Raw genomic sequence first — 20759 nt, 5'->3', positions numbered from 1 at the left:
TGCGCATTTGCGCGCACCGTATTTCCAAAAACAGGATTATTCCATCCCAAAGATATAAAGGACAGAAACGGGGAAAAAAGAAGTAAACGCCTCAGTTATTCAGCGGCAAGCGTTTTGGGGTCTGCCAAAACGACGATATCGCCCATAATTGCGTTCAATTCAAAGTTCTTAGGGGTGTAAACTTTGGCCACCCCCATGGCTTTCAATTTTTCGGCATCTTCATCGGGAATAATCCCACCGACAACAACCGGAATATGGGACAGCCCTTCTTTTTGCAGGCGTGACAATACCTCTTCAACCAGCGGCAGGTGGCTGCCGGACAGGATGGACAGGCCAATCACATGCGCGTCGTCTTCGCGCGCGGCGTCCACGATTTCTTCAGGGGTCAGGCGGATGCCCTCATAGCTGATGTCCATACCGCAATCACGCGCACGGAAGGCGATCTGTTCTGCCCCGTTGGAATGGCCATCCAATCCGGGTTTCCCGACTAGGAACTTGAGGCGACGACCCAGTTTGTCACTGACCGCGTCGACCGCAGCGCGCAGATCGTCCAACCCTTCAGTTTTGTTCGAAACAGATCCCGAGACACCGGTTGGGCCGCGATACGTGCCATAGACCTTGCGCATCTCTTCCGCCCATTCGCCAGTGGTGACACCTGCTTTGGCCGCAGCGATCGAAGGTTCCATCACGTTGGCTCCGGTCTGCGCTGCTTCGCGCAAGGCTGCCAAGGCTGCCGTGACTGCTGCGTCGTCGCGTTCTGCACGCCATTGGCTCAGGCGGTCGATCTGTTTTTGTTCAACCGCAGGATCGACAACCATGATGCCGCCATCTTCGGTCTGCAAAGGTGAGGCCTCACCTTCAATCCATTTGTTCACACCAACAACAACGGTTTCGTTCCGTTCGATCCGGTTCAACCGGTCTGCGTTCGAGTCTACGAGGCGGGATTTCATGTACTCGATGGAAGCTACCGCTCCACCCATCGAGTCCAGGTTTGCCAACTCGGCCCGCGCACCTGTTTTCAGGTCTTCAACTTTGGCATCGACGGCGGGGTTGCCATCGAACAAATCGTCGAATTCCAGCAAGTCGGTCTCATATGCCAGAATCTGCTGCATCCGCATCGACCATTGCTGATCCCAGGGGCGCGGCAGGCCAAGAGCCTCGTTCCACGCGGGCAACTGCACTGCACGGGCGCGCGCGTTTTTCGACAGCGTCACGGCCAGCATCTCGATCAGGATGCGATAGACGTTGTTTTCTGGCTGCTGTTCCGTCAGACCCAACGAGTTCACCTGCACGCCATAGCGGAATCGGCGGAATTTGGGGTTCTCGACACCATAGCGTTGTTGCAGAATCTCGTCCCAAAGATCCACAAAGGCGCGCATCTTGCACATTTCGGTAACAAAACGGATACCCGCGTTTACGAAAAACGAAATCCGACCGCACAGCGCTGGAAAATCTTCTGCCGGTACGCGCGGGCGCAGTTCGTCCAACACGGCGATGGCAGTGGCCAACGCATAGGCCAGTTCCTGTTCCGGTGTCGCGCCAGCTTCCTGCAGGTGGTACGAGCACACGTTCATCGGGTTCCACTTGGGAACGTTGGTATAGCAATACTCGGCCACGTCCGCGATCATCTTGAGCGACGGTTTGGGCGGGCAAACATAGGTGCCGCGGCTCAGATATTCCTTGATCAGGTCATTCTGAACCGTGCCCTGCAATTTCGACACGTCTGCGCCTTGCTCTTCCGCGACAGCGATATAAAGCGCCAAAAGCCATGGGGCAGTGGCGTTGATCGTCATCGAGGTGTTCATCTGCTCAAGCGGGATTTGGTCGAACAGAACCCGCATGTCGCCCAGATGACAAACGGGAACACCTACTTTACCGACTTCACCGCGCGCCAAGGTGTGGTCGCTGTCATAGCCCGTTTGCGTCGGCAGATCGAAGGCCACGGACAGACCGGTTTGCCCTTTCGCCAGGTTCCCCCGGTAAAGCGCGTTCGAGGCTTTGGCCGTGGAATGACCGGCATAGGTTCGGATGAGCCAGGGGCGATCTTTCTGCGTCTGCGTCATAGCGGGGCCTCGCGTTTCGGTGGGCAATAAAATTACGTCTTGGGGTTCTAAAGCGCAATTTTTGGGATATGTCAATTCGCTGCGTTGCGGCATCCATTAATTGTTCAGATTGTGGGCAGTTGCGATTGGTGGCAATGTGCCGCCATGACGCAAACCGTGGAACTTCCGCTTTGGCTTTTCCTGCTGATCGTGGTCTTTGCCATGGTCACTTTTGCTTCGCATTTCCTGTTCCCTTCGGTGCGTTGGTTTTTTCGCCGCAGGTTGGAACGCGCCGTTTCGCGCCTGAATCAAAGGCTTCAACGTCCTATCCAGCCGTTTAAGCTGGCGCGGCGACACGACATGATTCAGCAGTTGATTTACGACCCTCAGGTCGGGCGTGCGGTTCAACAACATGCGCAGGACGAAGGCATTCCCGAGGCGGTCGCTTTTGAAAAAGCCCGTCGCTATGCGCGCGAGATTGTTCCGTCGTTTTCCGCTTTTGCGTATTTCAGCTTTGCCATCCGTCTCGCCCGTCTGTTGAGCAATACGTTTTACGAAGTCCGACTCAGCCATCAAGACGAGGCTGCGATAAAGAACATCGATCCGGACGCCACCGTGGTTTTTGTGATGAACCATCGCAGCAATATGGACTATGTGCTTGTGACCTATCTGGCAGCACAGCAATCAGCCTTGTCTTATGCTGTTGGCGAATGGGCGCGCGTTTGGCCGCTAAGCCGTTTGATTCGCGCGATGGGAGCTTACTTTATTCGGCGAAAATCAGGCAGCGAGCTCTATCGGCAAGTGCTGTCCTGCTATGTGCGCCATGCGACCGAAGCTGGTGTGACGCAAGCCATGTTCCCGGAAGGCGGCTTAAGCCTGACCGGCGCACTGGGTCGCCCAAAGTTGGGTTTGCTGAAATACATTATAGATGGCACCTCGCCCGACGGGCGTGATGTGGTTTTTGTCCCCGTCGCACTGAACTATGACCGGGTGCTTGAAGATACCATCCTGACCCGCGCTGCCTTGGGGTCAGAGCGCCGGTTTCGCGCTCGGATCGGCGTGATCTCGCGCTGGATCCTCAAGCAGCTCTGGCGACGTCTGATCGGGCGGTACAAGCGATTTGGCGTTGCCTCTGTACGATATGGAGTTCCGATTTCGCTGAAGGAATTCCGCGCTGTCAGCGATGACGATGTCATGACGGATTTGGCCCGAGAACTGATGCAACGCATCGGGCAGGCGATCCCGCTGGTTCCGGCCCCTGCGGCTTGCCGGTTGTTGCAACAGAACGGATCTTTGCCTGAAGAGGCCGTTCGATCCCAAATACTGTCCATGTTGGCCGAAGACGGCCACACGTCGGATCAAGACGAAACGGCAGTGGATAACGCCGTGAATCAGTTGGTCGAGCGCAGGATATTAAGCCGCCAGGGGGACAATCTGACCCTTTCAGGTCAACGTGAGGATCTGTTGGGCTATTATGCAGCTTCTGTGCCAATCGACAGGAAATCCGACAATACTGCGGCTGCAAAATAACTTTCTGCATCCGCTGGGTCATAAAATTACAAATCAAGGCCGAAAACGGTTGCATTATTACTTGGCGGTCAATATTCCAGTCTGTGAAGCGCGCGATTCTGCGTTGCGGCAATGGTATTGAGAAAAAGGAGGCCAGCATGGCTTTGGACACCGAAAGCGGTATCGCGTCGTACGAGGCACCCGAAAAGGACCTCTATGAAATGGGTGAGATTCCTCCGATGGGATTTGTCCCCAAGCAGATGTATGCCTGGGCCATCCGCAAGGAACGCCACGGCGAGCCGAATACTGCAATGCAGCAGGAAGTGGTCGACGTGCCCGAACTGGACAGCAACGAGGTGCTGGTTCTGGTGATGGCGGCAGGCGTCAACTACAACGGCGTCTGGGCTGCTCTGGGGCAGCCGATCAGTCCGTTTGATGGCCACAAAGCCCCTTATCATATCGCCGGTTCGGATGCGTCAGGCATTGTCTGGGCTGTCGGCGACAAGGTGAAGCGGTGGAAAGTGGGTGATGAAGTCGTCATCCACTGCAACCAGGACGATGGCGACGACGAGGAATGCAACGGTGGTGATCCGATGTATTCTCCCAGCCAGCGAATCTGGGGCTATGAGACGCCGGACGGGTCGTTCAGCCAGTTCACTCGCGTTCAAGCACAGCAGTTGATGCCGCGCCCCAAGCATCTGACCTGGGAAGAAGCAGCATGCTACACCCTGACTCTGGCGACCGCTTACCGGATGCTTTTTGGCCATGAACCGCATGATCTGAAACCGGGCCAGAACGTTCTGGTTTGGGGTGCGTCGGGCGGTCTGGGGTCCTATGCGATCCAGCTGATCAACACAGCCGGTGCAAATGCGATTGGCGTGATCTCGGACGAAAGCAAGCGCGACTTCGTCATGGGCTTGGGTGCCAAGGGTGTTCTGAACCGCAAGGACTTCAACTGCTGGGGGCAATTGCCTACGGTGAACACGCCGGAATATGCCGAATGGTTCAAAGAAGCACGCAAGTTCGGCAAGGCGATCTGGGACATCACCGGCAAAGGCAACAACGTGGATATGGTGTTTGAACACCCCGGCGAAAGCACGTTCCCGGTCTCGACCTTTGTTGTCAAAAAAGGCGGTATGGTCGTGATCTGCGCCGGCACTACCGGTTTCAACTGTACCTTCGATGTGCGCTACATGTGGATGCATCAAAAGCGCCTGCAAGGGTCGCACTTTGCGCATCTCAAACAGGCGGCTGCCGCAAACAAGCTGATGGTCGAACGTCGCCTGGATCCCTGCATGTCAGAAGTGTTCACCTGGAACGATCTGCCCGAGGCGCACATGAAGATGCTGCGGAACGAACATAAGCCGGGCAACATGTCTGTCCTTGTGCAGGCACCCCGCACTGGCTTGCGCACCCTGGAAGAAGTTCTCGACGCAGATTGATCTCTCTTTAGGAACGTAGACAAAAAAACACCCGCGAATCGCCTGGCCGGTTCGCGGGTGTTTTGCGTTTTGACAGAGCCTTGCGGACTTTCAAACACTTACATTTTCTTCCCCCGCTATTTTTGGGGAGTAGAAACCGGTGAATAGGTCGAAAAAGATCATACACGTTATGGTTGTGTTAACGCTTCGTTAACTGTTTCAGAGAGACCCTAATGGCGCAGAATGAGTGGATATTGGACGTATTGTCGGACCTCAATGCTTTCGCCGTTGCGAACGGTTTGAGCGCGCTTGCCGAGCAGCTGGATGACACAAGGCTGATCGCTGCGGCCGAGATTGCGTCCCTGAAGAACGAGGCACGAGCGCCCCCGGATGGGAACGGAAGTCGAATTGGGTCAAATCCTACTGGATTTGGAAAACACCAACACGCTTGAAGAGCTCAGCAATGTCGCCGAGCGATTGCGTAGTATTCTTCAGGTTGAACATCTGACCTATCACTGGGTTGATGGCGCGGGCGATCAGTACGGTTACACCACGTATTCAGACACCTGGGACGAACGCTACCGCGACAAGAACTACCATCGGATTGATCCGGTTATTCTTGGGTGTTTCCAAAGATTTCATCCGGTCGACTGGAAATCTCTGGACTGGTCAAGCAGGATCGCAAAATCCTTTCTTCAAGACGCCCGTAACCACGGCGTTGGCAATCAAGGCTATTCCATTCCGATCCGAGGTCCGAACGGACAGTTTGCCCTATTCACCGTAAACCACAGTTGCGATGATCAGACCTGGCAGCGCTTTATTTCTACCTTCGGGCGAGATTTGATTTTGGTTGCGCATTTCATCAACCGCAAAGCGCTTGAGTTCGAAAAAGACAGGCAACCGGATTCCACACGTAATCTGTCACCACGGGAAATAGACGCTATTACCCTTTTGGCTTTGGGCTACAGCCGTGCCCAAGTGGCGCATTCGCTGTCGATTTCAGAGCATACGCTGCGGGTCTATATCGAAAGCGCCCGATCGAAATTGGGCGCTCACAACACCACGCATGCAATCGCAACCGCGCTCAGCCGAGGATTAATAGTGGTTTAAGACCAGCGCGCACCCCACACGCAATATTAACCACGACTCTGTACCCCCTTCGTTCCTGCACAGGACGACAAGGGGAATAAGTCATGTTGCGTTATTTATATGCCGATGAGTTGCACAGATTTCCAACTCTGGCAGAGGGGATGTTCAAGGATCGTGCGGATCAGTTCAAAACCCGGCTGGGGTGGGATGTCCATGTCAATGAACAGGGGGAAGAGCGGGACGAGTATGACGCACTCAACCCGCTTTATGTCATCTGGGAAGAGCCAGACGGCAGTCATGGCGGGTCGATGCGGGTGTTGCCCACAACGGGTCGGGTGATGATCAACGAGGTTTTCGGGCATCTCAACGGCGGCAAACCCATTTGCAGCCCGTTGATCTGGGAAGTGACACGGTTCTGCCTGTCACGCAACGCAGGCCCTCATACTGCCGGGGCCATTATGCTGAGCGGTGGTGAAATGATGGAAGGGTTTGGCCTGACTCACATCGCCGGTGTGTTTGATGCGCGTATGATCCGTATCTATCGTCTGATCGGCTCATCGCCCGAGGTTCTGGGCACTCAGGGCAGTGGGCGGGATCAGATCTCGGTCGGGTTGTGGCCTTATTCTGCGGATGATTGCAACCGCGTCGCGAAACGTGCTGGCATCCCGCGCGAACTGTCGCGTCTGTGGTTCAACACAGCGTTTGGGCCCAAAAAACAGCACCGGTTTGCCTTGTCCGCATAAGCAGTTGAAAACGCCATTCCGCATCTGGTGATGGTCGGCGCGGCCCTGTAGGGTCGCGCCATGTCTTTGCAAAATGTAACCTTCTCGGATGATCAGGCCGCCGCATTTGACAGCATCGCCGAGATGCTGAGATCAGCAGGTGTCGATCTGGAAGATGACGCCCTTCTCAAACTGCCGGGGGCGGGGAAATCGGGCGTAATGGCCGTGATCGGCAAGGCTGGCTCTGGTAAAACCCTGCTGCTGGCTGAACTGTATAAGGCGCTGGCAGAGACCGGGGTACAGGTCGTGTCCGGCGACTATGAAAGTCGCAAGTCCAGGGACAAGCGTAGCCTTGCTATCCTGGCCCCCACCAATAAGGCCGCAAGTGTTCTGCGTCTGCGCGGCGTGCCCGCCACCACAATTCACCGCATTCTCTACACGCCTGTGTACGACCCGGAATACGAGCGCATCGCTGAATGGCTGGCGGGCAACGATGAACGACCCGAGATTGAAGGACTGACCGATGAAGCCCTGGATCGGGCTGCGGCGTTTTACGAAAACAACAAGTCCATGCCCGGGGCACTGGCCGCAGCCGGTTTGCGGGGATCGGATTTCATCACGGGGTGGAAACGGCGCGACGAACCTTTGGACATCGGGTTTGTCGATGAAGCGTCGATGCTGGACGACCGTCAATTCGAAGACCTGAAAGAAATTTTTCCAACCCTTCTGTTATTCGGTGATCCGGCACAGCTGGCACCTGTAAATCAATCGGGCAGCATGGTGTTCGAGGCCTTGCCCGAGCCCAGAAAACTGACGCTTCAACGCGTTCACAGACAGGATGCAGACAACCCAATCCTCGATTTGGCCCATGCTCTGGCTGACCCGGCGATGGGGTTTGAAGACTTCGAGCGTTTGGTCGAAGAGACGGCGCGCCGCGACGACAGGGTGGTCTGGGGGCAGCGGGTCGAGGTCGACCTGATGGCGCGCAGCCCGGTTTTGGTTTGGCGCAACGCGACACGCATTCGACTTATTCAGGCTTTCAGGAACGTCCATGGCGCACCAGAGACCGAGCTTCTGGAAGGGGAACCGCTGATTTGCGACGGGATCGAACTGCCTTTGAAACACCGCAAAAAACGGCTGGATCTTGAAGCGCGTGGGCTGATCAAGGGGGCTCAGGTGGTGTACCTGGGGCCGGGGCGAAAGCCGGGATTCTCGCGGCTGCATGTGATGGGTGCCGAAGACCCTCAGGTCAGCGCGGCGTCGATTGTCCAGATCGAGAAGCCGGATGAGGAAGAACCGTTCATTCCCTTTGCGGCGCGTATGGGCGCAACGTTCCTGCACGGTGCGGCAGTGACGATACATAAGGCGCAAGGTTCTCAGTGGGACACGGTTCAGGTTTTTGCACCGGACATCTACGCCGCAGCCCGAATGGGCCGGACCGAGGCAGGACAACCCTTGTGGAAACGTTTGGCTTATGTGGCGATCACGCGCGCGCAGGAACGTCTGATCTGGGTCGTCCGCAACCGATTGTCGAAGCCAACTTATCCGCTGCGAGTGGACGACCTGCGGGCTGTCCCGGCGGCGTCACTGACATTGGAGGCGGAAGAGACATGACATCCATTATTGTTACCGGCGCAAGCTCTGGTATAGGACTGGCCACGGCGGAACTGTTCCTGGCCCAGGGGTGGACCGTCGGTGTGTTGGCACGCAGTGCGGATAAGCTGAATGCCCTGGCACAAAAGCACGGCAACGCCGTTGCGCTGCCTGCGGACGTAACAGACCCTGAGGCAGTGAAGACTGCGTTCCGAAAGTTTACGGACGAGGTTGGGCGTCTGGACGTCCTGTTCAACAACGCAGGCATATTTGCGCTGGGCGGTACTATTGACAAAATTGCGCTGGAGGATTGGTATCAAAGCGTCAATGTCAACCTGAACGGCGTGTTCCTGTGCGCACGCGAAGCCTTTGGGATCATGCGGCATCAGGACCCTCAGGGCGGACGCATTATCAATAACGGCTCGATTGCCGCCCATGTTCCGCGTCCGAACTCTGTGCATTATTCGGCGACTAAACATGCAATTACCGGGCTGACCCGCAGCCTGTCTCTGGATGGGCGGTGCTTTGGAATAGCCTGCGGGCAGATCGACATCGGGAACGCCCGGACACAGATGGTTCAGGGGCTGGTGGACGCGGCGCAGGCGGCGGGGGAAACGCCTGACCCGACCATGGCCGTCGAAGACGCGGCGCGATCAGTTCTGCACATGGCAACCCTGCCGCCCGAGGCGAATGTTCAGTTCATGACCGTCATGGCGACGACCATGCCCTATATCGGCAGGGGATAACCGTTACTTGTCGCGCAACAGACGGAATGCCGTCGAAGCACCCCAGCCAGCAGCAATTGCGATGACCAGAGACATCAGACCGTACCAGACAGGTTGCTGACGCGACATGTTGTACAGGAACCGTTCCAAGCCAACTTTGCGAACATCGATGGTTGTTTCGTACTGCGAAACCACCTCTCCACCGCGCGTCAGGAAGATACGGGCGGCATAATCCCCCTCTGTCAGGTCGGCAGGCATGTCGATTGAGGTGCGGAACAGTGTTTGTTCGTCCACGGCGACCGTGTCTTCGCGGATGGAATACAAGTCTTCTTCCTCGCGAATGCGAACTACCGCGTCTGCGAAATCCTGCGCGCCGCGGATATGCATCGCGGCACCAACGGACCGGATCGCACGTTCTATCGAAATACGATAACGAAGATCTTCGGTGTCAGTCAGAATGTCATCCAACGGCCCGCTGGTTGCGACCGCGTAAAAGCTGGGCGCAAGATCGACGAGAACACTGTCGGTGTTGACCCAGATCCCCAGCTTCCGTTCTTTGCGGCGTACCGTGACAGGCTCGGACGGACCAGCGACCGCAACGATGACCTCGACCGGTGGGCCGGATGGAATCGGGGTTTCCCGTTTGATGGCCCCGAAAATGAGAAGCTCAGAGCCGTCAAAGGTCGCTGTAATCGCAACGCGATCCTGGCTAAGACCAAGGACAACCTGTTCTTCCGCAGCAAACGCGGGCAGGCACATAAGACAAAAGACGGCAATGAGTGAACGCAGCATTCTCAGTGCCCTCCGCCGGTTCCAAGCGAATAAAGCTCGGCAGGTTCAAGAAGCAGATCAAGCGCAAGCTTACCGCACACCGCCAGAACCAAAGCAGCCAGCAAAACGCGCAGTTGCTCTGCCGGCATACGCGCGCCAATCACAGTACCGATCTGCGCGCCAATCACGCCGCCAACCAGCAGCAGAACCGCCAGAACAATGTCCACCGTATAGTTCGTGGTGGCGTGTAGCATCGTGGTGAAGGCCGTCACAAAGATGATTTGAAACAGCGATGTGCCGACAACAACCTTTGTGGGCATGCCCAACAGGTAAATCATGGCGGGAACCATGATAAATCCGCCGCCGACACCCATGATTGCAGACAAAACCCCGACGCAAAGCCCAACCAAAACGGGTGGAATGACCGAGATGTAAAGACCAGATGTGCGGAATCGCATTTTGAAGGGCAGGGCATGAATCCAGCCCCGTTGACGGCGTTTCGCGGCAACAGCTCCGCCTCTTTTTGCCTTTCGCAGCGCCCTGAGGCTTTCGACGAACATCAGGCTGCCGATGACGCCAAGGAAAACGACGTAACACAGTTTGACCAGCAGATCGACCTGACCCAGGCTTTTGAGATAGTTGAAGACAACCACACCCAAAGCGGCCCCGATCAGGCCCCCGACAAGCAACACAGTCCCCATCTTTAGGTCTACGGTTTTTCGTCGGAAATGGGCCAACACGCCGGAAAAGGACGAAGCAACAATCTGATTGGCCTCGGTCGCAACCGCCACCGCTGGTGGAATGCCAATGAAGAACAGCAGCGGCGTCATAAGAAAACCGCCGCCGACCCCGAACATTCCGGACAAGACGCCAACCATTCCACCCAAACCAAGCAGGAGGAATGCATTCACCGATACTTCGGCTATGGGCAGGTAAATGTACATAATACCGTCACTTTGTGTTTTGCGTCGCCGCGCTGCCGCATGCAGTCCATTGGTAAGCCATTGATGCAGTTTTTTGCATGTATATCATTGTCACATGCCTCCCGGCTCGATGAGCCCAAAGATGTCTTCTGATTGCAAAACGAGATCAGCTTCGATTTTGAAGGCACCGCCCAACGTTAGGGAAGCGCCGACAGATACTTTGGCTATGGGCAGATAGACTTGCATACCCCCTTAGAGCGGGTGCGGCATGCAAAATCAACTCTGCATGCCGCTCTGCAGCGAACAGGACCCAGAATTGATCCTGAACTGGACTTATCAGCGTTCCTTCACGTACGGTTCGCCACCGGCGCGTGGGGGAACGGCTTTGCCGACAAACCCGGCCAGAATCACAACTGTCAGGATGTAGGGCAGGGCGTCCATGACTTGCACCGGGATCACAATTCCGCCCAGGTCGATATTCTGGAATCGCAGGGCAACGGCTTGCAACAGGCCAAACAGCAGACAGGCCCACATGGCATGCCAGGGGCGCCATTTCGCAAAGATGAGCGCCGCCAGTGCGATGAACCCGCGCCCGGCTGTCATTTCCTTGACGAACCCGGCCTGCAATGCGGTGGCCAGATAGGCACCTGCAATGCCGCACAAAACGCCACAGATCGCGACTGCTGCGAAGCGCAGGCCAACCACGGATACGCCCGCTGTATCAACCGCTGCCGGGTTCTCACCCACTGCGCGCAATCGCAGGCCAAAGCGGGTGCGATACAGAACCCACCATGTCGCCGGAACCATCAGAAACGCCACATAGACCAGGATCGAGTGACCCGAGAGCAATTCAGAATAAATCGGGCCGATAATCGGCACACCGCTGATCGCTTCCGCAAATGGGAAATTGATGGGTTCAAATCGCCCACCTCCAAACAGGGACGGTGTCCGCCCGCCTTGCTGGAACCAGCTTTGGGCGACCAGTACGGTCAAACCCGAGGCGAGAAAGTTGATCGCCACGCCCGAGATCAGCTGATTACCTCGGAATGTAATTGACGCCAGCCCGTGGAGTCCCGATAGCAATAATGAAGCTGCAATGCCCGCCAGCAAGCCCAACCAAACTGAACCGGTAACAGCCGCAATGGCTGCGGAAAAGAACGCCGCTATCAGCATTTTGCCTTCGAGGCCAATGTCAAAGATACCAGCACGTTCCGAATAAAGCCCGGCCAGACAGGCCAGCAACAGCGGGGTGGACAGGCGGATGGTCGAATCCAGGACCTGGATGAGGGTAACGAAGAATTCCATCACTCAGCCCTCTTCCGCATACCAAGGAACAGTTTTTCAAGCGGCATTCGCACCATGTTGTCCAACGCCCCGGTGAATAGAATGACCAACGCTTGAATAACAACGATCAGCTCACGTGGGATCGAGGCCCACAAAGCCAGTTCCGCCCCGCCCTGATAGAGGAAGCCAAACAGTAAGGCGGCTAGAAAAACGCCAAACGGGTGGGATCGGCCCATCAGCGCGACGGCGATTCCGATAAAGCCCGCGCCTTCGGTCGAGTTCAGAACCAGCCGCTCGGCCTCGCCCATCACGTTGTTGATGGCCATCAAACCTGCCAGCGCGCCCGAAATGAGCATGGCTATGATGGTGATCCGCACGGGTGAAATACCAGCGTAAACCGCCCCGGTTTCCGAGTGGCCATAGGCGCGGATTTCGTACCCCAGGCGGGTCCGCCAGATCAGTGCCCAGACAACGACACAGGCCAGCAGCGCGATGAAGAACGTGATGTTCGCCGGAGCCCCGCGGAACACCACATTCTCAGCGGTTGAGAACATCGACTGGAAGGTCGGCAGGTGAACGGTTTCGGGGAATCGTGCGGTGGCTGGGTCCTGCGATCCTTGCGGGCGCATGATGTTGACCAGCATGTAGTTCAGGAACGCGGCTGCGATGAAGTTGAACATGATCGTGGTGATCACGATGTGGCTACCACGTTTGGCCTGCAAATAGGCCGGAATGGCGGCCCAAAATGCGCCGAACAGCATTGATGCGGCGCAGGCCGCAAGCAACGCAATGCTCCAATGGGGCCAGTCGACATAAAGGCAGACCATGGCGACGCCAAGCCCGCCCAGCATCGCCTGACCTTCGCCACCGATGTTAAAGAGGCGCGCATGAAACGCCACGGCAACTGCAAGCCCGGTGAACATGAAATTTGTCGCGTAGTAGAGCGTGTAGCCCCAGCCATAGGTCGACCCCAGCGCGCCGGTCACCATAAGCTGAACCGCTTCGATTGGGTTTTCTCCGATGGCGAGGATGACCAGCGCCGACAGGATTGCGGCCAGTATCAGACTGATCAGCGGGATCAGGATGACATCGGCCCATTTGGGCATTTTTTCCATGTTACGCGGCCTCTCCCGCAACACCGGCCATCAACAGGCCCAGTTCTTTTTCATCCGTCTCATGGGGCAGTCGTTCACCCATGATGTGTCCGTCAAACATCACCGCAATCCGGTCGGAAAGCGAAAAGATCTCTTCCAGCTCGACCGAGACCAACAGAATGGCTTTGCCCTGATCACGCAGAGCGACGATCTGCTTGTGAATGAACTCGATCGCACCGATGTCTACGCCGCGTGTGGGTTGTCCGACCAGCAGCAGATCCGGGTTGCGCTCGATCTCGCGTGCGACAACGATCTTTTGCTGGTTGCCGCCCGAAAAGCTCTTGGCCGCCAACCATGGATCCGGCGGGCGGACGTCGAATTTTTCGATCTTGGCTTCGGTATCGGCGCGCAAGGCGGCATTGTCCATGAAGATGCCGCGTTTGTATGCCGGGTCACGATGATAGCCGAAGGCGACGTTTTCCCACGCATGGAAATCCATAATCAAACCTTCGCGCTGCCGGTCTTCCGGCACATGTGCGATATGCTGGGCGCGGCGGGCCTGACCGTCCGATCCTGCGCCACTCAGCGCCAAAGGCTGACCATTCAATTTGATCGAACCCTGGCCCGGGCGCATACCGCCCAGAACCTCAAGCAGCTCGGATTGTCCGTTGCCAGCCACCCCGGCGATGCCGACGATTTCGCCTGCGCGGACGGTCAGATCAATGCCTTTGACCCGTTCCACTCCTGTCGAATCGAAAACGCTCAGTTTTTCAATCTCAAGAATGGGTTTACCGGGTTTGGCAGGAACTTTGTCGACCTGAAGCAGAACCTTGCGGCCTACCATCAGCTCGGCCAACTCTTCGGGGCTGGTTTCGGACGTTTTGACAGTTGCCGTCATCTGTCCCCGTCGCATGACCGAGACGGTGTCGGTATTCTCCATGATCTCACGCAGTTTGTGCGTAATCACGATGATCGTTTTCCCCTCGGCCCGCAGGCGGTCGAGAATGCGGAACAACTGATCTGCTTCAGCCGGGGTCAGTACGCCTGTTGGTTCGTCCAGAATCAGAATCTCAGCCTTGCGATACAACGCCTTCAGAATTTCGACGCGCTGTTGCATACCGACGCCGATCTCGTCGATGCGTTTGTCTGGGTCGACGAACAGTTCGTACTCTTCTTCCAGGTCTTTCAACTCTTTACGCGCCTTTGCCAGAGACGGGGCGAGCAGCCCGCCATCTTCGGCACCCAGCACGATATTTTCCAGAACGGTAAAGTTTTCAACCAGCTTGAAATGCTGGAATACCATCCCGATGCCAGCAGCGATTGCGGCCTGGCTGTCAGGGATATCTGTCTTGGATCCGTTGATCCAGATCTCGCCTTTGTCGGCTTTGTAGAAGCCGTAGAGGATGCTCATCAGCGTGGATTTGCCCGCGCCGTTTTCACCGATGATCCCGTGTATTGTACCGGGGGCGACACTGATGGAGATGTCTTTGTTGGCCTGAACCGGCCCAAAGGCTTTGGAAATCCCTTTGAGCTCAATGGCGGGGACGGTCATGTCTTGTCCTCAATTGCCGAAAGGGCCGCACGGACGGCGCGGCAGAGTGGAAAACGGGGCGGAGGAAACCCCCACCCCGTATGTATTTTTAGAACTGCAGTGCCGGGCAGCTGTCGTTCTCGTAATAGCTGACAACGTTGATGTCGCCGTTGATGATGGCGCTACGCGCATCGTCCACAGCGTCTGCCATGCGGACGGACACGAGGGCTTCGTTGTTTTCATCCATCGCAACGCCAACACCGTCTTCGGCCAGACCCATGGTGAAGATACCGGTTTCTACGTCGTCGCCTGCTTTCATTGCTTCATAAACGGCAACATCAACGCGCTTGAGCATCGAGGTCAGAACTTTGCCCGGATGCAGGTGGTTCTGGTTGCTGTCCACGCCAATCGACAGGATGCCTTCGTCGGCAGCGGTTTGCAGAACGCCAACGCCGGTGCCACCGGCGGCTGCGTAGATCACGTCTGCGCCTTGGCTGATCTGTGCCTTGGTCAGTTCAGATCCTTTCACAGGATCGTTCCATGCTGCCGGAGTGGTGCCGGTCATATTGGCCACGACGTTGATGTCAGGGTTCACAGCCTTGGCACCCTGCGCGTATCCACAGCCAAAGTGACGGATCAGCGGAATATCCATACCGCCGATGAAACCAACAGTTCCTGATTCCGACGCCATCGCGGCCATCATGCCGACCAGGTACGAACCTTCATGCTCGGCAAAGCCAATCTGACGGATGTTTGGAATGTCCAGCCAATTCACGTCAACGGCGACGAACTTGGTATCCGGATAATCGCCCGCGACTGCTGACAGCGGATCAGCCATGCCAAAGCCCATGGTGATGATCGGGTTTGCACCGGATTCGGCAAAGCGGCGCAGGGCCTGCTCACGCTGTGCTTCCGACTGGATTTCGATCTCACGGTACTTTCCACCGGTCTCATTTGCCCAACGCTGCGCGCCGTTATAGGCGGCTTCGTTGAACGATTTGTCAAATTTGCCGCCCAGATCAAAGATCAGCGCCGGTTCAGCCAGAGCGGCACCTGCAGTCAGAGCGACGGCAGCGGCAGCGCTCATCAAGGATTTCATCAGGGTCATTTCGGTCTCCCAGTTTTATGTTGGCACGGGATCAGATTAGTCCCGTTTACCCACGTTTAGCGAGCATAACTGTTGTGATGGCGGGTATTAAGGGGGTTTGCAACCGTCATGGTCAATTGATTCCTGACCAAATGGTCCAAAAAATGTTCACTTGCCCTTAGGGCAGGCGGCATTCCATCACAAGAGCGTCGGTTTTTATGCCCGTATCGCGCGAATAATACGCACGCCGCACGCCGCACCGATGATACCGGCAGCGTTCATACAAGGCGATTGCCGCCACATTGTCGGCTGCTACGTCCAGGAAGGCCCGGTTTGCCTCCATGGCCGCGGCCTGACGGTGCCATTCACGCATCGTTTCCAGGGCCAGCCCCTGACGTTGTACCGAAGGGTGAGTCGCAATTGTCAGCAACTCGGCCTCGCCCGCGATCACCTGAAACAACGCAAAGCAGCGCGGATCACCAACGTAATGCGTAAACGGGTTGTCCAGAAGGGTTTCAAATTCGCTGGCGGACCAGGGGCGCGACTGCGTAAACGCAGCGGCATGAGTCGTTGCCATATCGCGCGGCGTCATTCGTCTAACAAGACCGGAGGCACATCACGCGACGGGGCCGCGTCTGCGGGCCGGACATATAGCGGTGCCGGCGGTGCGCTGACATCGCGCCAACGTACAGCCGTCAGACGTGCAATGGCTTGGGTGTGTTGGTCCGGGTCATTGCAGGAAAACAGCGATCCAAGTGCCTCGGCCTCTACCCTGGGCATCAGGCGTGGATCATCGCCGACGGCCTGAACATAAACCTGATCGCGCGGGGCTGGTATACATGGAATCTGGTCCGCACCGCCTAGCTTCATCAAGGCATCGAAGCCTGAAACACCAACGGCAGGGACGCCGAGGCCCAAGGCAAGTCCGCGTGCGGCAGATACCGAGATTCGAATTCCAGTGAAATTACCCGGGCCGACACCCACGCCTATGGCGTCAAGATCGGACCACGCGCAACCACCCTGGGCGAGTATGTCTTCGAGCATCGGCATCAGGCGTTCGGCCTGCCCGCGCGACATTGCTTCGGCCCGAGAAGTTATGATTTCATCGCCGCGCAACAAAGCGGCCGCGCAATGCGCGGCCGATGTATCAAATGCCAGGATCGTCGGGTCAGACGGCAACAGGGCGAACCTCGGTCACTTCGGGGATGTAGTGACGCAGCAGGTTCTCGATACCCATCTTCAGTGTCAGCGTCGAAGACGGGCAGCCTGCGCAGGCCCCCTGCATGTGCAGGTAAACGATGCCGCGATCAAAACCGTGGAAGGTGATGTCACCACCGTCCTGAGCCACCGCAGGACGCACGCGGCTGTCCAGCAGGTCTTTGATCTGGTTGACGATTTCAGCGTCTTCGCCAGTGTGCTCCGCATGGCCAGATGCGGCAGTTGCATCTGCACCCATAACAGGCTGACCGGATTGGTAATGTTCCATCACCGCACCCAGGATCGCCGGTTTGATGTGATCCCACTGAACCTCATCAGATTTGGTGACAGTGACAAAATCGTTGCCAAAGAACACGCCGGTCACACCGTTAACACCAAAGATTCGTTTGGCCAGAGGAGATTTCTCGCCCGCTTCTGGCGTTGGGAAATCTGCAGTTCCAGCCTCAAGCACCGTTTGGCCGGGCAGGAACTTCAACGTGGCCGGGTTTGGGGTGGATTCGGTCTGGATGAACATGAGGCAGCTCCGTCTGATGTGCCTCTGATATGCGCGCAGGGGCGCGGGAAGTCAAGATTTGGAACGGTTCTAAATTGAAGCCGCGTGTTCCAGCGCCTCATCCAGACGGTCATCGCCCCAATACAGCTCTGCTTCGACCAGAAAACTGGGCGCTCCGAACAGATCAAGGTCTTTGGCGCGGTTGGATTGCGCAAACAGCGCAGCCTTGATGTCCGGGTCCTGCACGCGGCCCAAGGTGTCAGTTGGCAAGCCTGCCGTTTCCAGACAATCCATCAGCACATTCTGATTCGAGATATCGCGCCCCATCCCAAACTCTGCGCTGTAGACCGCCCTGACAAAACCGGCCCGCTCATTTTGACCTTCAATAGCCAGTGAGAGACGTGCGGCCGAAAGAGAATTCTGCGGAAAGGGATCAGGTCGTACAAATGGCAACCCCCTCGCCGCACACAGGCGTTCCATGTCACGCCACATATACCGCCCTTTGGCAGGGTAGAGATTAAACGGAGACGTTTGCCATCCCTGAGCTGCAAAAATGGGACCAAGCAGAAAAGGGTGCCATTCGACCGAAACACCCTTGGCTTGCGCCGCGGCTTCGATTCGCATTGCGCTGAGATAGGAATAGGTCGAGGCGAATTCGAACCAGAACTGTATCGTCTTCGCCATCGTCGGTCCTCAGGTGATTTCTTCCAGCTTTTCTTTGCTCAGATCGCCGGGAACAATGGTGATCGGGATCGGAAGGCTGCCCGAGTTTTTCGTCAACTGAGTTACCAGTGGGCCTGGGCCCTTTTTGTCGGTGCCCGCCCCAAGTACAAGAACTCCGATTTCGGGATCGGACTGAACATGTTCTATGATCTGTGGCACCGGATCGCCTTCGCGGATGGCCAATTCCGGTTCCACATTCTGTTTGTCGCGCATCCATTTTGCAAAAACTTCGTAATGCGCATGGATACGTTCACGCGCTTCTTCGCGCATGGTTTCGGCGACACCAATCCAATGGTTGAACTCGTCTGGCGGGATCACCGACAGTATCGTCACTCCGCCACCGGTATGCGCGGCACGCATCGCGGCAAAGCGCATGGCGTTCAAGCATTCGCGGCTGTCATCCAGAACAACTAGAAACTTACGCATGGGTGTCCTCTTCAAGTTTCAGGGATCATGCCCCAGCGGTTGCGCTGTGGCAACTCGGACACGTTCAAAGTGACATGCTAGCGTTCGCTTGCAGCCCAATCCCAGTAAAGTCCACGGGCGCGGCGGGCAATAGGGCCAACTTGAAATTGCGTATCGTCCAGAGCTGTAACTGGTGTCACCTTGTTCATGTTGCCTGACATGAACACTTCGTCTGCCCCGTGAAAATCCTCGAAACTCAAAACCGTTTCGTGGACCGCAACACCGTCGTCGCGCAAGTTCTTGATATGTCGCGCGCGCGTGATCCCCGCCAGAAACGTGCCGTTTGGGGCCGGGGTGAAGACCTCACCATCTTTGACCATAAAGATGTTGGCCGTTGCGGTTTCAGCCACGTTCCCCATCGCGTCAGCGACCAGAGCGTTCGAGAACCCCTTTGACCGGGCCTCTTGCAACATGCGTGCGTTGTTGGGGTACAGGCAACCGGCCTTGGCGTTTACAACTGCACTTTCCAAAACAGGGCGGCGAAACCTTGTGGTTGTCAAAGTGACCGAGGCGGTGTCCGGTGCCATCGGGATCTCTTCCAGACAAATGGCAAAGCCCGTGCTGTTTTCCTGTGGGACAATGGCGGTCTGGTCGCCGTCGATCCCCCAATACATCGGCCGAATATAGACGGCGGTATCTGCGTCGTAGGATTGCAACCCTTCGCGCACCAACTCCACCATATGTTCAGCTGTTACAGTCGGGGTCAGCATCAAAGCTTCTGCAGATCGGTTTACCCGCGCACAATGCGCATGCAAGTCGGGTGCAAGGCCCTCGAAATATCGAGCGCCATCAAAGACAGAAGACCCCAACCAGGCCCCGTGATCGGCGGCGCGCATGATGGGTGCATCCCCTTCATGCCACTGGCCTTCGAAATATGTGCGGATATTCTTGCCTGTTGCCATGATGCCCTCCCAAGCTTTGGGCAAACCTAGGAGGGCGTCAGAAAAAGGTCCAGTGCAATCAGCGTGATGCTGACCCAACCATGCCTACGATTTCGTAGGTCTTTTGCAGGATCGGAGCAGCGATCTCACGCGCACGCTCGGCCCCGCGGGCCAGAATGCGATCAATTTCGCCCTGATCTGCCATCAAACGAGACATTTCGGTCGAGATCGGCGCCAGTTTCGCCACCGCCAGATCGGCAAGCATCGGTTTAAAGTCACCAAACTGCTTGCCGCCGACCTCGGCCAGAACCTGTTCGACACTTTGATCGTTCAGCGCCGCGTAGATATTGACCAGATTGCGCGCCTCGGGGCGATCCTCCAGCCCGTCAACATCCGACGGCAGCGCGTCCGGGTCGGTCTTGGCCTTACGGATTTTCTTGGCAATCGCGTCGGCATCATCGGTCAGGTTGATCCGGCTCATGTCCGACGGATCGGATTTTGACATCTTCTTGGACCCGTCCCGCAAGCTCATGACGCGTGTGGCCGCGCCTTCGATCACCGGCTCGGTGATTGGGAAGAAGTCGACGCCAAAGTCGTTGTTGAACTTGATGGCGATATCACGGGTCAACTCCAGATGCTGTTTCTGATCCTCACCGACCGGCACATGGGTCGCGTGATAGATCAGAATGTCAGCCGCCATCAGCGACGGGTAGGCAAAAAGCCCCAGCGAAGCGTTCTGCTGGTTCTTGCCTGCCTTGTCCTTCCACTGGGTCATCCGTTGCATCCACCCCATCCGGGCGACGCAGTTAAAGATCCAGCCCAGTTGTGCATGTTCGGGCACCTGGCTTTGGTTGAACAAAATCGACTGTTCGGGGTCGATGCCCGCCGCGATAAAACCTGCGCACAGTTCACGGGTGTTGTGGGACAGCGCTGCGGGGTCCTGCCATGTGGTGATCGCGTGCAGATCGACCATGCAATAGATGGTCTCGAAATCTGCACCCTGCATATCCACAAAGCGCTTCATTGCGCCCAGATAGTTGCCCAGGGTCAGCCCGCCCGAAGGCTGGATGCCGGAAAACACGCGCGGCGTGAACTGGGTCTCGGTCATCGAAGGGAACTCCCGTCTGGAAAAATCAGCCCCCGTCGCTTACCCATGAGGCACAGGGACGTCAACAGCCGCGAAAGGCC

Annotated in this window: 20 protein-coding genes; 6 read left to right on the top strand and 14 right to left on the bottom strand. The window is 56.8% G+C overall.

Features of this window, described 5'->3' with window-relative positions:
- Positions 1-95: 95 nt before the first annotated feature.
- On the bottom strand, positions 96-2156 hold the full coding sequence (locus GOV90_RS15400) for a protein meaA (RefSeq protein WP_256367961.1): 2061 nt from the start codon (positions 2154-2156) through the stop codon (positions 96-98).
- A 51-nt stretch (positions 2157-2207) separates the two neighbouring features.
- Here GOV90_RS15400 and GOV90_RS15395 point away from each other — a divergent pair, with 51 nt between their 5' ends.
- The 6 genes from GOV90_RS15395 to GOV90_RS15370 all read left to right on the top strand — a co-directional run bounded on the left by GOV90_RS15395 (position 2208) and on the right by GOV90_RS15370 (position 9122).
- Entirely contained in the window at positions 2208-3572 is a 1365-nt protein-coding gene (locus GOV90_RS15395) for a 1-acyl-sn-glycerol-3-phosphate acyltransferase (RefSeq protein ID WP_171093646.1), read from the top strand.
- Between the two features lie 137 nt (positions 3573-3709).
- Positions 3710-4993 (top strand): crotonyl-CoA carboxylase/reductase, encoded by a 1284-nt coding sequence (ccrA, locus tag GOV90_RS15390; RefSeq protein WP_171093644.1) that lies wholly within the window; start codon positions 3710-3712, stop codon positions 4991-4993.
- 369 nt (positions 4994-5362) lie between these two features.
- Positions 5363-6082, top strand: a complete 720-nt coding sequence (locus GOV90_RS15385) for a LuxR family transcriptional regulator (protein WP_171093642.1) — start codon at positions 5363-5365, stop codon at positions 6080-6082.
- Between the two features lie 83 nt (positions 6083-6165).
- The gene (locus tag GOV90_RS15380) at positions 6166-6804 is read left to right on the top strand and encodes an acyl-homoserine-lactone synthase (protein WP_171093640.1); all 639 of its coding nucleotides are present in this window, start codon (positions 6166-6168) and stop codon (positions 6802-6804) included.
- 60 nt (positions 6805-6864) lie between these two features.
- Entirely contained in the window at positions 6865-8397 is a 1533-nt protein-coding gene (locus GOV90_RS15375) for an ATP-dependent RecD-like DNA helicase (protein WP_171093638.1), read from the top strand.
- The gene (locus tag GOV90_RS15370) at positions 8394-9122 is read left to right on the top strand and encodes an SDR family oxidoreductase (RefSeq protein ID WP_171093636.1); all 729 of its coding nucleotides are present in this window, start codon (positions 8394-8396) and stop codon (positions 9120-9122) included. Before GOV90_RS15375 ends, GOV90_RS15370 begins: the two co-directional genes overlap by 4 nt.
- A 3-nt stretch (positions 9123-9125) precedes the next feature.
- On the opposite strand, the gene GOV90_RS15365 is transcribed toward GOV90_RS15370, so the two are convergent.
- The 13 genes from GOV90_RS15365 to trpS form a co-directional block, all read right to left on the bottom strand.
- Entirely contained in the window at positions 9126-9893 is a 768-nt protein-coding gene (locus GOV90_RS15365) for a TIGR02186 family protein (protein WP_171093634.1), read from the bottom strand.
- 2 nt (positions 9894-9895) lie between these two features.
- Entirely contained in the window at positions 9896-10816 is a 921-nt protein-coding gene (locus GOV90_RS15360; protein ID WP_171093632.1) for a sulfite exporter TauE/SafE family protein, read from the bottom strand.
- Between the two features lie 315 nt (positions 10817-11131).
- A complete protein-coding gene (locus GOV90_RS15355; protein WP_171093630.1) occupies positions 11132-12100 on the bottom strand; it encodes an ABC transporter permease in 969 nt (322 codons plus the stop codon).
- Entirely contained in the window at positions 12100-13194 is a 1095-nt protein-coding gene (locus GOV90_RS15350; RefSeq protein WP_171093627.1) for an ABC transporter permease, read from the bottom strand. The genes GOV90_RS15355 and GOV90_RS15350 overlap by 1 nt, the downstream gene beginning before the upstream one ends.
- Position 13195: 1 nt before the next feature.
- Positions 13196-14725: an ABC transporter ATP-binding protein gene (locus GOV90_RS15345; RefSeq protein WP_171093625.1), complete on the bottom strand. Its 1530-nt coding sequence runs from the start codon at positions 14723-14725 to the stop codon at positions 13196-13198.
- A gap of 88 nt (positions 14726-14813) precedes the next feature.
- Positions 14814-15812, bottom strand: coding sequence for a BMP family protein (locus tag GOV90_RS15340; RefSeq protein ID WP_171093623.1), 999 nt, complete (start codon positions 15810-15812; stop codon positions 14814-14816).
- 157 nt (positions 15813-15969) lie between these two features.
- Positions 15970-16368: a GNAT family N-acetyltransferase gene (locus GOV90_RS15335; protein WP_253284748.1), complete on the bottom strand. Its 399-nt coding sequence runs from the start codon at positions 16366-16368 to the stop codon at positions 15970-15972.
- Between the two features lie 11 nt (positions 16369-16379).
- Entirely contained in the window at positions 16380-16970 is a 591-nt protein-coding gene (gene tsaB, locus GOV90_RS15330; protein WP_171093619.1) for a tRNA (adenosine(37)-N6)-threonylcarbamoyltransferase complex dimerization subunit type 1 TsaB, read from the bottom strand.
- Positions 16960-17523 (bottom strand): NifU family protein, encoded by a 564-nt coding sequence (locus GOV90_RS15325; protein ID WP_171093617.1) that lies wholly within the window; start codon positions 17521-17523, stop codon positions 16960-16962. The genes tsaB and GOV90_RS15325 overlap by 11 nt, the downstream gene beginning before the upstream one ends.
- A gap of 69 nt (positions 17524-17592) precedes the next feature.
- Positions 17593-18186, bottom strand: a complete 594-nt coding sequence (locus GOV90_RS15320) for a 2-hydroxychromene-2-carboxylate isomerase (protein ID WP_171093616.1) — start codon at positions 18184-18186, stop codon at positions 17593-17595.
- Between the two features lie 9 nt (positions 18187-18195).
- Entirely contained in the window at positions 18196-18651 is a 456-nt protein-coding gene (locus GOV90_RS15315; RefSeq protein ID WP_171093614.1) for a universal stress protein, read from the bottom strand.
- A 77-nt stretch (positions 18652-18728) separates the two neighbouring features.
- The gene (locus GOV90_RS15310; protein WP_171093612.1) at positions 18729-19592 is read right to left on the bottom strand and encodes a branched-chain amino acid aminotransferase; all 864 of its coding nucleotides are present in this window, start codon (positions 19590-19592) and stop codon (positions 18729-18731) included.
- A gap of 58 nt (positions 19593-19650) precedes the next feature.
- Positions 19651-20679, bottom strand: coding sequence for a tryptophan--tRNA ligase (trpS, locus tag GOV90_RS15305; RefSeq protein WP_171093610.1), 1029 nt, complete (start codon positions 20677-20679; stop codon positions 19651-19653).
- Between the last annotated feature and the right edge of the window lie 80 nt (positions 20680-20759).

It is taken from the genome of Ruegeria sp. HKCCA5929, assembly GCF_013034525.1.
In the GTDB taxonomy this organism is placed as follows: domain Bacteria; phylum Pseudomonadota; class Alphaproteobacteria; order Rhodobacterales; family Rhodobacteraceae; genus Ruegeria.
Note: the sequence above shows the minus strand (reverse complement) of the source record. Positions and strands in the feature narration are given on the sequence as shown.

What these genes read in the sequence shown, in the direction of transcription:
- GOV90_RS15340 (WP_171093623.1), bottom strand. Translation starts at nt 15,812, where the DNA reads ATGACCCTGATGAAATCCTTGATGAGCGCTGCCGCTGCCGTCGCTCTG.
- GOV90_RS15350 (WP_171093627.1), bottom strand. Translation starts at nt 13,194, where the DNA reads ATGGAAAAAATGCCCAAATGGGCCGATGTCATCCTGATCCCGCTGATC.
- GOV90_RS15315 (WP_171093614.1), bottom strand. Translation starts at nt 18,651, where the DNA reads ATGCGTAAGTTTCTAGTTGTTCTGGATGACAGCCGCGAATGCTTGAAC.
- ccrA (WP_171093644.1), top strand. Translation starts at nt 3,710, where the DNA reads ATGGCTTTGGACACCGAAAGCGGTATCGCGTCGTACGAGGCACCCGAA.
- GOV90_RS15360 (WP_171093632.1), bottom strand. Translation starts at nt 10,816, where the DNA reads ATGTACATTTACCTGCCCATAGCCGAAGTATCGGTGAATGCATTCCTC.
- GOV90_RS15325 (WP_171093617.1), bottom strand. Translation starts at nt 17,523, where the DNA reads ATGTTCATCCAGACCGAATCCACCCCAAACCCGGCCACGTTGAAGTTC.
- GOV90_RS15365 (WP_171093634.1), bottom strand. Translation starts at nt 9,893, where the DNA reads ATGCTGCGTTCACTCATTGCCGTCTTTTGTCTTATGTGCCTGCCCGCG.
- GOV90_RS15400 (WP_256367961.1), bottom strand. Translation starts at nt 2,156, where the DNA reads ATGCCGCAACGCAGCGAATTGACATATCCCAAAAATTGCGCTTTAGAA.
- GOV90_RS15375 (WP_171093638.1), top strand. Translation starts at nt 6,865, where the DNA reads ATGTCTTTGCAAAATGTAACCTTCTCGGATGATCAGGCCGCCGCATTT.
- GOV90_RS15335 (WP_253284748.1), bottom strand. Translation starts at nt 16,368, where the DNA reads ATGGCAACGACTCATGCCGCTGCGTTTACGCAGTCGCGCCCCTGGTCC.
- GOV90_RS15355 (WP_171093630.1), bottom strand. Translation starts at nt 12,100, where the DNA reads ATGGAATTCTTCGTTACCCTCATCCAGGTCCTGGATTCGACCATCCGC.
- trpS (WP_171093610.1), bottom strand. Translation starts at nt 20,679, where the DNA reads ATGACCGAGACCCAGTTCACGCCGCGCGTGTTTTCCGGCATCCAGCCT.
- GOV90_RS15370 (WP_171093636.1), top strand. Translation starts at nt 8,394, where the DNA reads ATGACATCCATTATTGTTACCGGCGCAAGCTCTGGTATAGGACTGGCC.
- GOV90_RS15380 (WP_171093640.1), top strand. Translation starts at nt 6,166, where the DNA reads ATGTTGCGTTATTTATATGCCGATGAGTTGCACAGATTTCCAACTCTG.
- GOV90_RS15395 (WP_171093646.1), top strand. Translation starts at nt 2,208, where the DNA reads ATGACGCAAACCGTGGAACTTCCGCTTTGGCTTTTCCTGCTGATCGTG.
- GOV90_RS15345 (WP_171093625.1), bottom strand. Translation starts at nt 14,725, where the DNA reads ATGACCGTCCCCGCCATTGAGCTCAAAGGGATTTCCAAAGCCTTTGGG.
- GOV90_RS15310 (WP_171093612.1), bottom strand. Translation starts at nt 19,592, where the DNA reads ATGGCAACAGGCAAGAATATCCGCACATATTTCGAAGGCCAGTGGCAT.
- GOV90_RS15385 (WP_171093642.1), top strand. Translation starts at nt 5,363, where the DNA reads ATGGGAACGGAAGTCGAATTGGGTCAAATCCTACTGGATTTGGAAAAC.
- GOV90_RS15320 (WP_171093616.1), bottom strand. Translation starts at nt 18,186, where the DNA reads ATGGCGAAGACGATACAGTTCTGGTTCGAATTCGCCTCGACCTATTCC.